The following is a 13,776-nucleotide window of genomic DNA, read 5'->3' on the forward strand; positions in this document are numbered from 1 at the left end:
CACAAACTGAACTATTTGATTGATGAAACGGTTAGTGACTAAAAAGAATTGCCTATCTAGAATCTAAAAAGTGTCAGAGGAAAGTTATGTCAAAATTATTGTCGAAATACCATGCTCCAGATGCACATAAGCGTACTCAGCATATCACTCCACAAATCGCTAACTGGGGTTATGTTCACTTTGATGTTTACGAATTAAAACAAGGTGAGTCTATTTCCTTACCTGCTTCTGAAAATGAAATGTGCTTAGTCTTAGTAGCAGGTAAAGCGACGATTAAAACAACTAATCAAACGTTTGAAAACATTGGCGACCGAATGGATCCTTTCGAACGTAAAAAACCCTATGCTGTGTATGTGACAGCCCAAGAGTTTGCTGAGGTCATCGCAGATACCGATCTTGAATTGGCCGTTTGCAGTGCTAAAGGAAAGGGCACCTATCCAACACGTTTAATTGGTCCAGATGATATTGGTGCAGAGCAACGTGGCCATGGTTATAACAAGCGCTACGTGCATAATATTTTACCGGATGATAAAGCCGCTGATAGCTTATTAGTCGTGGAGGTCTTTACAGATGAAGGCTGCACCAGCTCTTATCCAAGCCATAAACATGACACCGATAATGAACCCAATGAAACTTATCTAGAAGAAACCTATTATCATCGTTTAAATCCATCTCAAGGTTTTTGTATGCAGCGTGTTTACACTGACGACCGCGAGTTAGATGAGTGCATGGCGGTATATAACAAAGATGTTGTTATGGTACCAAAAGGGTATCACCCAATGGCGACAGTGGCTGGCTATGATAACTATTACCTTAATGTGATGGCGGGACCAACACGTAAATGGTTATTTACATGGGAAAAAGACCATAACTGGGTGAACAGCGAAATCTATGCAGCGAAACATCGTGAAAAGTAAGTTAAAAACAGCAATATGTGAATGAATTAAGTTCTGTTATCTATCTTTGCCGGTAACTATTTACCGGCTTTTTTATGCTTAAACTTAATAGGCTGCGGTAAATTGTTGGCGAATAAATTGTGAATTATTCACTTCATCAAGAATAGCAACTGCAAAGTCTTCAACAGAAATTTTAGCGGGAGTATTACCATTCATTAATAATTGATTCCCGCCAAGCCGGAAGGTTTCTGTTCTTTCTCCTTCTTCAAGCATGGCGGCAGGAGAAACGTAGGTCCAATCTAATGAATCAATGGATTGTAATTGGTTTTTAAATTCTCTCATTGCTTGGGCGCCAGGCTTTATTTCAGCAGGAAAATCAGGGGAGTCAATTAAATCAATACCTGCAGTGGTTTTTAGACTTCCTGCACCACCCACCACAATGAACCGTTTGACCATGGATTTTTGTACAGCATGTAAAATTGCGAGGTTACCCGCAACAGTATCTTGATACAAATTAGGGTTCTGCCAACCGCCATTAAACGCACTGATGACAACATCCTGCCCCTTTAGCCGAGAGGTTAACCATGGAATATCGGTGATATCTCCAGCCGCGGTGATTAAGTGAGCGTGTTGAGATAGTTGATTACTATGACGAGAAATCGCTGTTACTTGGTGATGCCGAAGTAGCGCTTCAGCAACTAATGCTCTGCCAACAAAACCTGTTGCGCCAATAATCGATATTTTCATCTTCAGTTCCTCTTTGCTTGAATGTCACACTCAAGAATAATGATACTGATAGGGCTAGGCTTTAGGACTAAGACTTCTTTTCCCAATGTGTTCTTTTTTGAGTATAGAACAGACGTTCTTATTGGGGAATATGCTTAATTTTATTTTGTTTCTCTAAATAACTTTAAAATAATACTCGTCATGATGGCGATGGTTCCTCCTAAGGCGGTTTCAAGAACGCGGTCAAACAATAATTCATAGGTTGGGTGACGCCAATATATAACGAGCTCAAGAATGGATAAAATTAAGCTTGTCACGACAAATGTCATAAACGTATATCCATGATGAAAACTCATTGGCATTAAAAAGGCGAATACCACAACTGCAATTAAACCGATGTATGGCATAAGTGGTAGGTTGAATAAAAAATACAGCAATAAAACAGAAATAAGGCTGCCTAAGACTCTCTGCAAAGTAATTTTAACGATGCTTTGTGATTTTGGATGCAATACAAAAACAAAGGTCAATAATGTCCAATAAAAGTGCCCTAGATCTATACTGCGTGGAATGGCAAGTGCGAGTAATAGCCCTAAAGCATAAATCATCGAACGGGGAATAATATTTTTTCTCAACGTAAACAAATTTTGTTCAACTAAAGCACTCGTAATAACGCTATGGCGTGTCATTTTATGACTAAGGAGATAATACGTGATTAGCGTTACTCCACTGCCAATAATAAAACCTAACGCCAAACTTCTTGATATATCAGGTAAAATGGTGCCAATTGTCGACATGATAATCATAAACTTCATCGTTAAATCCATTGCGGGATCTGTGCCATACAATTGGTAATAAATGAACGAAAAAATGGCGAGATAAATATAATACGCCGTACCAAGCCGCAGGGTATCACCGATAAAAATAGCCACTAAAATCATCAATAAACAACAAGCGGTGTAAGCATAGTTTTTATATTCTTTTGCTGCATTGAATAAATTAAATGAATACAGTGTTGAGAATGTCGCCCACATCGCTGCTTGCGCATCTAAAATCACAAAAGCAGTTGCGGCACTAAAAAACATACAGCTGGTAAAAATAATCCCATCATGAATAGCAGGAAACGTTCTCATAATTCGATGCTCGTAAATAGAAGCTTAACTCATTAATTAATAACGTAATTAAATATTATACGGTGTGAAATTTCAAGGCAATCACTCAGTATTTATGACAAGTTACCATTAAATGGTATCAGTGGCGTTGTTAGTATTGATATTCTGTTTTTATGTGACAAAAAAGGCATAATAGGGAAGAGCAGTCGTAGCAATCATAAAGGTAATAAAATGCAAATAATCAATCCTCATGATTTTGTTTGGGTCAGCAGTAATAATGATGTCGCGATAGAATCGCTTCCTGAATGGGTTGGCTCACAATGGAACAGTAAATTACCGTTGACGGTATATCGAAATAAAGCGGATGAGAATAAACTGACTGTTGCAATTCGAGGAATTAAGCCACACCAACGCATCACGACACAAATTGAAAAATCGGCAATCACGCACATTATGAATGTGGAATCCTTGGTGGCAAATTCGGTGGAACTACAACGTTCCATGTTTATCGCTTTACCACCTGTGCAGGTTTTATGGATCATTTCGCAGACTAAATGGCCTTGGCAATGGGGAGTCACAGGCAGCTGTGCTTACACTTTAGCGACAGATATCCAAAGTATGTTGTCAGACTGCGACCTTGATGTGGTCATTCGCTGCCCGAACCCTCAAGAAAAAGAAGATTTTGCTGAGTTTGCTATTAAGGCGAATACACCCTATTGCCCAATCGATATCCATGTTGAAACGCCGAAGGGTGGGTTTTCATTAGCAGAGTGGTTTAAAAATGAACAGGTTACATTACACACACCACTTGGCGATATTATGACGGCAGACCCGTGGGATGAAAAATTATAGCTGCTATTTGTCTGTTAAATAACCGACTGTAGCTTGAATAGCCGACAAATTGATTAAATATTAATTTTGATGTTCGAGCAGGTGATTTTTTACTAATCAAATAAAATCGGAGGCACATAATGCCTCCCTATTCGCCTATTATTAATGCTCAATATTCGGTTCTTGTAAACCTGCGTCATGCCATTCTTTCATTGCAGGCAAAACTAAAACTCGGTCAACCCATTGTTTAGCCGCTGGGCTTACAGGTAAATGATAACTGCGGATTCGGAAGGCAACGGGTGCAAAGAAGGCATCTACAGCCGTAAATTCATTGCCCGCAAGCCAAGGGCCGCCAAATTGGTTCAACCCATCCTGCCATAGTTTCTGCAAGCGGTTTAAGTCAGTTTGTAATTCAATTGAAATATTATTAAGTGGTGCATTATGAGCACCATCCATCGGACATTGCTGGCGTAACGCACTAAAACCTGAGTGCATTTCTGCGCTAGCACTTCGAGCCCATGCTCTGGCTTTGCGATCTTTTGGCCAGACTTGCGGGAAGTCTTCTGCAATATATTCACAAATGGCTAATGAATCCCATATTGTTTGGTTTTCATCGATTAAACAAGGGACTAAACCGGTAGGGGAAAAACGACTGAATTTCTCATGACTGCTTTTACCGTTTTCAAATAAACACAAATTTTCTTCAAACGGGATCTGTAATACCTTTAGTAAAACCCATGGGCGCAATGACCATGAAGAGTAGTTTTTATTTGCTATCCAAAGTTTATACATAGTATTTAACCTATCAGTCAGTTCGCGCAATGTTAAAAGGACGAATACCAATGTATGGGGAAAAAGGCAGACCTACAAATGTTATTTTATCGAAAATAGCTTATATCTATTAGGAATAAGCTAGATTTAATTGAAATTAATAAATAAATGAACTAAGTATTTAGTTACGACCATTTACAAAAGTGGAAGAATCTTTATTCAACTTTTATAATTAAAACTAGACAAAATCAAATAGTAATCTATTTTTCATTATGTTGATCGTATTTGAATGTCTTCAACAAAATATTTGTTTAACTTTGGGATAGGAATAAAATTAATTTCACCTTATGATTATTACGGCTTAGTTAATAAAATATTACCTTCTTCTCTAAATGGTTTTTATCATGCAATGGAAAAATAATGCAAGCCGCTATGGGCATATCTCTTTGCTCGTACATTGGCTAGTCGCAATTGTCGTATATGGAATGTTCGCTTTAGGTTTATGGATGGTGACACTAGGCTATTATGATAGTTGGTATCATCAAGCTCCTGAGATACATAAAAGTATAGGAATATTATTATTTATTGTTATGGCATTTCGTGTGATTTGGCGATTTATTTCACCGCCGCCGAAGCCATTAGCAAGCTACAGTAAATTAACGAAAGCTAGCTCTATTATTGTTCAAATTCTGATTTATATTATTTTATTCAGTATTTTGATCAGTGGTTATTTAATCTCAACCGCTGATGGACAACCTATTAGTGTGTTTGGTTGGTTTGATGTTCCTGCACTATTTACCGGTGCTGCGACACAAGCAGATACCGCAGGTGAAGTTCATTTATATTTAGCTTGGGCAGTGGTTCTATTATCAGTGTTGCATGCTTTTGCAGCTTTTAAACATCACTTTTTTGATCGTGATATTACATTAAAAAGAATGTTGGGTTTTAACCCCGATAAGTAACGTGGAGATAATTATGTTGAAGAAAACGGTTCTTGGTCTGGCTACTGGTGCACTTTTTTTAACGGCAGGTTCAGCATTAGCAGAAACTTACCAATTTGATAAGCAAGGCCAACACGCGTTTATTGAATTTCGTATTCAGCATTTAGGTTATAGCTGGGTATATGGTAGCTTTAAAGACTTTGATGGGTCTTTTACTTATGATGCAAAAGATCCATCAAAAGATAAAGTCGAAGTTACTATTAAGACAGGTAGCATTGATACTAACCATGCAGAGCGTGACAAACATTTACGCAGTGGTGATTTCTTAAATGCAGCCAAATTCCCTGAAGCGAAATTCGTTTCAACAGAAGTGAAGAAAGACGGTGAAGCCTACAAAATCACTGGTGATTTCACTTTAAATGGTGTCACTAAGCCAATTACATTAGACGCTAAATTAATGGGCGAAGGTAAAGATCCTTGGGGTGGATACCGTGCAGGTTTTGAAGCAGAAGGTAATATTAAGTTAAAAGAATTTAACATCAAATCTGATTTGGGTCCTAAATCTCAAGAAGCACAACTGTTGATTTCAGTTGAAGGTGTTCAAGTTAAATAAGATTTTTATCATAAAAAACCTTCAGGCTTTCGAGTGCTGGAGGTTTTTTTAAATCCAGCGTATTATAAATTGTTTCTTTGTGGCAAATTCCCCGTCTGAACCTCGCAATTTCCCTTATTCCTATAGCTAGACGACTTTAATACAAGCTAAAATAAGCATTATTACTTTTTATCGTTCAATTCGTGGCATTAACACTTTAGATACGTGAATATTATCGGTTTTAGATGCCATGGCATTATATGCAATTGGTTCTACAGTATATAAGTAGCTTGAAAGTGTTTGTGGGGAACCGTTTTACAAGAAAAGGCAGGGTAACTTTGAATACAAATAACTCACGTAAAACCGCATTAATTGTTAGCATTATTTTTATTGCATTTGCATTCGGTTTTTATTGGTTAAGTAAAGATAACAATGTGTTATCTACAGAAAATAATAGTGCAATTCATTCAGAGGCACTTGCTCAAGTTGAAAAAGAATTACCGATTATCGCGACGGTTAAGAAAATAAGCCCTGAAACCTATCAAAGTTTTGAGCATCTAATTACACAATACGACCCAACTAATGAAGATTTACGCCGTCAACTGTTTGACCAAGTAGTCGGGAATGTCATGAAGTTAGTACTAGAGCGTATGGAATATGCCTCTGATGACTCCGTGATTAACTTTACTAGCAGAGTTAATGATTACCTAAAAATCTTATTGGAAGAAGACCCAACGGGAAAAACGTGTTTTTATTCACTATTTCCGCATTTGAGAGAAACAGCAGAAATTATTCCACCACAAAAAAGCCAAGCTGTTTTGTTGAAACAAATTCAGGCAACCAATGAACTTTTAATTTCAAGTGAAGCGGGTGTAAAACAGGCGTTAATGTCCCCGACAGAATATTCTGAGGAATTAACCCAACTTGCTAGTGGGCTTTCTGCAAAGTATGGTGAAGATACTGCAATTCTTGGGAATTTAGAAGCAGGGAAGAAATCACCTGCACTAGCGTGCCGTATTTCTATTAGTTTTTATGATGAAATATTATCTATTCCAGATAATCCGAAAAAAGCGGCATTGTTACGTTCTTTATTTTCATCAGTAAATAATTAATTCTTTTTAGCAAAATGGTGCTGATTAATATTGGTACCATTTTGTGTCATTAAGTATTACATTTCATAGCGTTAATCGCACTTTTTTTAATGCATTATTATTTGAGCATAAATAGTTCGTATTTATGTAGTATGCTTATTATATAAATTTATTTTTAACTATTTTGGAGATGGCATGCAATTTATTAAGAAAAGTATCATCGCACTTGCCGCTGCGGCTGCGATATCAATGCCAATTGCAGTAAGTCAAGCTTGTACTCGGGTTGTTTATTTAGGTGAAAATGAACAGATAATGACCGGAAGAACAATGGATTGGAAATACGATATAGGCACTAATCTATGGATCTTTCCTCGAGGTATGGAGCGTGATGGCATTGCAGGACCTAACTCTTTAAAATGGAAATCAAAATACGGTAGTGTGATCGCCTCAGGTTATGATATTTCAACAACTGATGGAGTGAACGAAGAAGGTCTAGTTGCCAATTTATTATGGCTTGCTGAATCAAAATACCCTCAAGTAGATAATAAGCAACCTGCGTTGTCGATATCGCTATGGGCACAATATGTGCTAGATAATTATGCGACAGTGGAAGAGGCTGTTGCAGCGTTAGAAAAAAATCCACTGGTCGTGGCAACGGATAATGTTCCTGGGCAAGATAGGTTAGCGACTTTACATTTGTCATTATCAGATGCGAGTGGCGATAGCGCAATTATTGAATATATTGATGGTAAGCAGGTCATTCATCATAGTCGCAAGTATCAAGTTATGACTAATTCGCCTACTTATGAGAAGCAATTAGCAATGCAGGAATATTGGCAAGGAATTGGTGGTACTGTCATGCTACCGGGGACAAACCGTTCCGCTGATAGATTTGCTCGTGCGCAATTTTATATTAATGCAATTCCTCAGAAAACAACGCCTAATAAAGCGGTCGCCAGTGTTTTCAGTGTCGTACGTAATGTGTCTGTCCCTTACGGATTGACGTCCGAAAATTCACCTGAAATATCGTCAACGCGTTGGCGGACATTAGTTGACCATAAACGTCAGCTCTATTTTTTTGAATCTGCATTGACGCCAAATATTTTTTGGACTGATTTGGCAAAAATTGACTTTTCAGCAGAAACTGGACAAGTGAAAAAGTTGGATCTGGGTGAAGAGCAGAGCCATATTTATTCGGGGGATGCGACCAATAAATATGTGGTTACAAAACCTTTTGAATTCTTAGGGTTAAGTGCGAAACAGTTAGGTTACTAACTTATCCTATAGCGCGTATCAGCCCTCTTTATCTATAGGGGGTTGATATGAATCAAGTCCTCGATAATTTATCCATGAATGTTTTGCAGATAGCAAACGAACGGTATAAGATGTATTTAAAATGCAACTTATTGGTGATGATATGAATAATCTCGTGTGTTACAAAACCATGCCGGTTTGGAATAAAGCGTCTTTACCGTTAATGTTCCAAGAGCGTCATAATACAAAAGAAGATACATATGCACAGTTGAAAGTGCTAAAAGGCTCTTTAGATTTTATCATTTTTAATGAGGATGGCAGCGAACAACATTTTACTTTTGATATTCATAACCAGCCGCCTATTATCGAACCTCAAGTTTGGCATCGTATTTCTGCTTGTAGTGATGACATGGAATGCCAATTGGCTTTTTTATGCAAACCAGAACTGAAATTTTATAAAGAACACGGGTTAACGACTCCACATTCAGAAGTGCGCTACCTGTGTGAGAACCACCTTAGTAAGCCATGTAAAACATTAGATTTAGGTTCGGGAAGAGGCCGAAATAGCTTTTATCTTGCCTTACAGGGTTATGACGTAACCTCGGTAGATATCAACCCTCAGCATATCCAAGCAATTGACTTCGTTAAAAAACAAGCTGGGGTAGAGAATATTCATACGGCTGTTTATGATATTAATAGTCACCAAATACAAGAGAACTACGAACTTATCATTTCCACTGTCGTGCTAATGTTCTTGCAGCGAGAAAAAATCGCCAATGTTATTACTAATATGCAAGAACATACCCTGCCAGGGGGAGTTAACGTTATTGTGTGTGCCGTTGAAACGCCAGATGCACCGCTGGATTTAGTGCCATTTAAATGCTTCTTAAAACCAGGGGAGCTAGAAGGGTATTATAAGGATTGGGATATTTTAAAATATAACGAAAACCCTGGTCATTTACACCGCACTGATTCACAAGGTAATCGTATTAAATTAAATTTTGCAACACTCATTGCACGGAAAAAGTAAGTAAGAGACTTGCATAGGTTATCTTAGTAAAAGAGTTGCCGTGGGTGGCAACTCTTTTTTATTTCTAATCGTTAAGGTTTGCTAGCGGCGGAATTAGCGGTTTCTTTTTCGCTTCGGGCTAAAGTCTTTTCGAGCAAGACAGAATATAGCGGTTTACCACCTAAAAATTGGGCTATCATTGTGGCACCAATACAGGTAATAATCATCGGTAAGATTAACTGGTAGTTATTTGTCATTTCTAAAACTAAAACTATCCCAGTTAATGGTGCTCTGACGGTTGCGGCAAATAATGCTCCCATGCCTGCTATAGCGAAAGTCCCCACTTCAATTTGGTAATTAGGGAATATTTCGAGGGCAGCGTAGCCGAAAACACCACCAAATAAGGTACCAAGGGCGAGTAAAGGGGAGAAAATACCCCCTGGAGCGCCAGAGCTAAAGCTAATCGTCGAAGTTAAAAACCGTAAAGCAAAAAATATGAATAATAAAGTGATGGTAAATTGGCCTGCAACCATCTGGTGGATCACTGAATAGCCGCCACCAACAATTTCAGGTAGATAAACGCCAATTGCACCACAAGCCCCACCAATTAGCCCGCCCATCAATACAAAGCGAGAAATTTTATTTTGGTAAAATGCTAAAAATTTACTTTGTAGGTACAATAAAAAACCATTAAAACAGATACCGATGACACCAAACATTAATCCTAAAATTAAATAAAGCCATAAAGTATTCATCGGTGCAGAGGAGAATTGACCGATATTTAATATAATAGCTTCCCCATTAATTAACCGATAGACAATGGTGGAGGTAACAACACCGATAAATACCGCTTTAATTGAAATTAAACTGTATTTAAATTGCGGGCGCATTTCTTCAATAATAAATAAAATGCCAGCTAAAGGGGCATTAAATGCTGTAGATAAACCAGCAGCAGCACCAGAGGCAAGTAAGGTATGGCGCGACTCATTATCTTTTAAACGAAATAAATCATAAAACATTTGGCTAAGGTTCGCACCAAGCTGTACAGTTGGCCCTTCGCGCCCTAACACCATGCCTGAACCCAATGTCCCTAATCCACCAATAAACTTAACTGGGATGACTCTCCACCATCTTACGGGGCGCAAATCTTGTAATGCACCTTCAATTTCGGGGATCCCAGACCCACCCGATTCAGGGGAGAACCGTTTAACTAGGTAATAGCCTAACATGGCAAGAAGTGCCGAGATAAAAAACATCCCAACAACCATCAGCCATTTTGGAGCAACCCATTCACTCACTGATTGAACGCGATAGTTGCTAATCCAAGTTGTTCCTATTTCAAATAGAGAACCGATAAGACCGACCGCAGCACCAATGAGTGCCGCGAGTAGTAAGATTTTTACAGGTGTTTTATCTGATTCTTTTAACCGTTTAAAAATCCGTAACCGGCTTTTTATCATAGATTTACTTGCTGAATTTACCTGGCTCATCTTTATTGGATTCTCTTTATACGATGGAATAACAAACACTTATAGGTAAGTATAACAAGAGTTACCGTAAGAACGGTATCAGGAAAAAAATAAAATGCAAAATAGTGTATTTAAGCAAGGCAGCTGAAATACAAAAAACAGCAGCACGAATAGCATACTTTCATTACTGTGAATAGTTCTCATTTGCAATGAATATTAATATAGATCAATAAACCATTAGATAATGAATAATTCCACTTTTTTATTCTAATAAAGAGCGTAGTCTTAATGTTGTATTTGAAATGCAACTTTAAGAGGCTAACAACATGTACTGTGTGCAATGTGAACAAACAATTAGAACTCCAGCTGGAAATGGCTGTGCATACGCGCAGGGTATGTGCGGTAAAACAGCAGAAACATCTGACCTTCAAGATTTATTAGTTGCTGTATTGCAAAGCTTATCTGCAAGCGCAGTCACTGCTCGCTCGCTGGGTATTATTGACCATGATATTGATAGTTTTGCTCCGCGCGCATTTTTCTCTACTTTAACTAACGTCAACTTTGATTCAGAACGTATTATCGGTTATGCCCGTGAAGCTATTTATTTGCGTGATAAATTAATCAAACATTGTCAATCTGTGAATAGTGTTGTGGCTTTCAATCATCCATTAATTAATTTGCAATTAAATGGGACTGACATTCCAACCCTACAGGCACAAGCGGCTCAATTTTCATTAGATATTGATAAAGCTGATGTCGGCGAAGACATTCACGGTTTACGTATGTTATGCCTATATGGCCTAAAAGGGGCGGCAGCCTATATGGAACACGCCCATGTTTTAGGTCAGTATGATAATGAGGTTTATGGCCAATACCATGAAATTATGGCTTGGCTTGGAACATTGCCATCAGATATGAATGAGCTGCTTGATAATGCGATGGCTATTGGTCTGATGAATTTCAAGATCATGGAAATTTTGGATGCAGGTGAAACGAGCGAATTTGGTCATCCAACACCAACGGAAGTTAACGTTCGTCCAGTCGCAGGGAAGTGTATTTTAATTTCAGGTCATGACCTGAAAGACTTAAAAATGTTGTTAGAACAAACTGAAGGTACGGGTATCAATGTTTATACCCACGGTGAAATGCTGCCAGCACATGGTTATCCAGAGCTGAAAAAATATGCGCATTTAGTCGGTAACTATGGTAGCGGTTGGCAAAACCAGCAGGTGGAATTTGCTAAGTTCCCAGGGTCTATCTTGATGACCTCTAACTGTATTATTGACCCTGATGTCGGTGATTATAAAGACCGTATCTGGACGCGTAGTATTGTGGGTTGGCCGGGTGCAAAACATTTAGTAGGTGATGATTTTTCTGCAATGATTGCTCAAGCTCAGTCGCTGGCTGGTTTCCCGTATACCGAAATCGAACACAAAATTACAGTTGGCTTCGGTCGTCAAACACTACTCGGTGCGGCAGATGCGGTGATTGATTTAGTTTCACAGAAAAAATTACGTCACGTATTCCTCGTTGGTGGATGCGATGGTAGCCGCGGTGAGCGTAGCTACTACACGGACTTTGCGCGTAGTGTACCCGAAGATTGCTTAATCCTTACACTCGCTTGTGGTAAATATCGTTTTAATAAATTAGATTTTGGTACGTTAGAAGGGCTTCCGCGTTTATTGGATGTGGGCCAATGTAACGATGCGTACTCTGCCATTATGCTTGCGGTGAATCTATCAGAGAAACTTGGTTGTGGTATTAATGACTTACCATTGAGTTTGATTCTGTCTTGGTTTGAGCAAAAAGCAATTGTTATCCTCTTAACATTATTAGCGTTGGGTGTGAAAAATATTTATACCGGCCCAACAGCGCCTGGTTTCTTAACTGAAAACTTATTGAATGTGTTAAATGAGAAATTTGGCATGCGAAGTATTACAACAGTTGAGCAAGATCTGGCAGAAATTTTACCTGCATGATCAATAAACCGATAGAAAAAGCTTAAAAACGATGTGAAAGATGGGGGCAGCGACCCCCTTTAAAGGAGTAGCGCGATGACCATGCCAAGTAGTTTATGTCCAAATAGAATGCAAGTTCATTCTATTATTCAAGAAACATCAGATGTCTGGACAATCAACCTTATCAATCATGATTTTTATACATATTCACCCGGTCAATATGCTTTGGTCAGTATTAAAAATAGTGATGATGTCATGCGTGCTTACACTCTTTCATCATCACCGGGACAAAGTCGTTTTATTTCCATTACTGTCAGGCGGTTAGACGATGGAGAAGGGTCAAATTGGCTAACACGCTCAGTTAAAGAAGGTGACTACCTTTGGCTTTCAGAAGCACAAGGGGAATTCACCTGTGCCAATCTACAAAACTCGCAGTATTTGATGTTAGCTGCTGGGTGTGGGGTGACACCGATTATGTCAATGACACGTTGGCTGATGGTGAATCGCCCAAATTCCCATGTAAAAGTGCTATTCAATGTTCGCGATGATAAGCAAGTTATTTTTGCTGAGGAATGGCAAAAGCTCGTCCGGTTATATCCAGAACGGTTGCAATTGTGTGTCATGGCGGAAACACCAGATAATGGCGATATTGCTCAAGGGCGTTTAACCGAAGAGAAATTGAAAGCGTTAGTACCCGATATTAATTCACGAATTGTGATGACGTGTGGGCCTGTACCTTATATGAAAAATGCACAGCAATTTGCTGCAAATTTAGGTGTTCCTGCTGAACATTTCTTTATGGAGCGTTTTTCTACTGAACCAGAAGTTGTTGATAGTGAAGATATTCTTACGTTAAAAATTCGTCAACGATTGGTCGATTTTAAAGTCCCAGTGGGGACGTCTTTATTATCTGCACTGGAGCAAAATAAACAACCTGTTATTGCGGCTTGCCGAGCGGGTGTTTGCGGAAGTTGTAAAACAAAAGTGCTGTCAGGAAATTATACAACCACAAGTACAATGACATTAACCGAAGCAGAAATAGCGGAAGGTTATGTTTTAGCGTGTAGTTGCCAATTGCAGGGCGACACTGAAATAGCGTAAAATTATTTAATATATGCAAACTGTCTCA

The 13,776-nt window shown here is 38.6% G+C and carries 13 protein-coding genes; 9 read left to right on the forward strand and 4 right to left on the reverse strand.

What is annotated here, in order from left to right:
- The first annotated feature begins 86 nt into the window (after window positions 1–86).
- Window positions 87–917 (forward strand): 5-deoxy-glucuronate isomerase, encoded by an 831-nt coding sequence (iolB, locus tag P3L37_RS05600; protein ID WP_004913292.1) that lies wholly within the window; start codon window positions 87–89, stop codon window positions 915–917.
- An 84-nt stretch (window positions 918–1,001) separates the two neighbouring features.
- Here iolB and P3L37_RS05605 read toward each other — a convergent pair whose 3' ends face one another.
- Together P3L37_RS05605 and P3L37_RS05610 are read right to left on the reverse strand one after the other, a co-directional pair.
- Window positions 1,002–1,643 carry an NAD(P)-dependent oxidoreductase gene (locus tag P3L37_RS05605; protein ID WP_004913290.1) on the reverse strand — a complete coding sequence of 214 codons (642 nt, stop codon included), beginning with the start codon at window positions 1,641–1,643 and terminating at the stop codon, window positions 1,002–1,004.
- Window positions 1,644–1,783: 140 nt separating this feature from the next.
- Window positions 1,784–2,752: an FUSC family protein gene (locus tag P3L37_RS05610; protein ID WP_004913289.1), complete on the reverse strand. Its 969-nt coding sequence runs from the start codon at window positions 2,750–2,752 to the stop codon at window positions 1,784–1,786.
- Window positions 2,753–2,962: 210 nt separating this feature from the next.
- Here P3L37_RS05610 and P3L37_RS05615 point away from each other — a divergent pair, with 210 nt between their 5' ends.
- Window positions 2,963–3,583: a malonate decarboxylase holo-ACP synthase gene (locus P3L37_RS05615; RefSeq protein WP_004913285.1), complete on the forward strand. Its 621-nt coding sequence runs from the start codon at window positions 2,963–2,965 to the stop codon at window positions 3,581–3,583.
- Window positions 3,584–3,724: 141 nt separating this feature from the next.
- Here the strand turns inward: P3L37_RS05615 and P3L37_RS05620 are convergent, their stop codons facing one another.
- A complete protein-coding gene (locus P3L37_RS05620; RefSeq protein WP_109912706.1) occupies window positions 3,725–4,354 on the reverse strand; it encodes a glutathione S-transferase family protein in 630 nt (209 codons plus the stop codon).
- Between the two features lie 383 nt (window positions 4,355–4,737).
- Between P3L37_RS05620 and P3L37_RS05625 the strand changes: the two genes are divergently transcribed.
- The 5 genes from P3L37_RS05625 (at window position 4,738) to tehB (ending at window position 9,241) form a co-directional block, all read left to right on the forward strand.
- A complete protein-coding gene (locus P3L37_RS05625) occupies window positions 4,738–5,295 on the forward strand; it encodes a cytochrome b (protein ID WP_004913280.1) in 558 nt (185 codons plus the stop codon).
- Between the two features lie 13 nt (window positions 5,296–5,308).
- The gene (locus P3L37_RS05630; RefSeq protein WP_042851639.1) at window positions 5,309–5,887 is read left to right on the forward strand and encodes a YceI family protein; all 579 of its coding nucleotides are present in this window, start codon (window positions 5,309–5,311) and stop codon (window positions 5,885–5,887) included.
- A gap of 317 nt (window positions 5,888–6,204) precedes the next feature.
- Window positions 6,205–6,978: a hypothetical protein gene (locus P3L37_RS05635; protein ID WP_004913275.1), complete on the forward strand. Its 774-nt coding sequence runs from the start codon at window positions 6,205–6,207 to the stop codon at window positions 6,976–6,978.
- 174 nt (window positions 6,979–7,152) lie between these two features.
- On the forward strand, window positions 7,153–8,232 hold the full coding sequence (locus P3L37_RS05640; protein WP_109912705.1) for a linear amide C-N hydrolase: 1,080 nt from the start codon (window positions 7,153–7,155) through the stop codon (window positions 8,230–8,232).
- A 121-nt stretch (window positions 8,233–8,353) separates the two neighbouring features.
- Window positions 8,354–9,241, forward strand: coding sequence for an SAM-dependent methyltransferase TehB (tehB, locus tag P3L37_RS05645; protein ID WP_004913269.1), 888 nt, complete (start codon window positions 8,354–8,356; stop codon window positions 9,239–9,241).
- A gap of 71 nt (window positions 9,242–9,312) precedes the next feature.
- Here the strand turns inward: tehB and clcA are convergent, their stop codons facing one another.
- Window positions 9,313–10,710 carry a H(+)/Cl(-) exchange transporter ClcA gene (gene clcA / locus P3L37_RS05650; RefSeq protein WP_004913264.1) on the reverse strand — a complete coding sequence of 466 codons (1,398 nt, stop codon included), beginning with the start codon at window positions 10,708–10,710 and terminating at the stop codon, window positions 9,313–9,315.
- A gap of 305 nt (window positions 10,711–11,015) precedes the next feature.
- Here clcA and hcp point away from each other — a divergent pair, with 305 nt between their 5' ends.
- Together hcp and hcr are read left to right on the forward strand one after the other, a co-directional pair.
- Window positions 11,016–12,668 carry a hydroxylamine reductase gene (gene hcp / locus P3L37_RS05655; protein ID WP_004913261.1) on the forward strand — a complete coding sequence of 551 codons (1,653 nt, stop codon included), beginning with the start codon at window positions 11,016–11,018 and terminating at the stop codon, window positions 12,666–12,668.
- Window positions 12,669–12,743: 75 nt separating this feature from the next.
- Window positions 12,744–13,748, forward strand: coding sequence for an NADH oxidoreductase (gene hcr / locus P3L37_RS05660; RefSeq protein ID WP_004913257.1), 1,005 nt, complete (start codon window positions 12,744–12,746; stop codon window positions 13,746–13,748).
- The last annotated feature ends 28 nt before the right edge of the window (window positions 13,749–13,776 follow it).

The sequence above is a fragment of the Providencia sp. PROV114 genome (assembly GCF_032704305.1).
Taxonomy (GTDB): domain Bacteria; phylum Pseudomonadota; class Gammaproteobacteria; order Enterobacterales; family Enterobacteriaceae; genus Providencia; species Providencia rettgeri.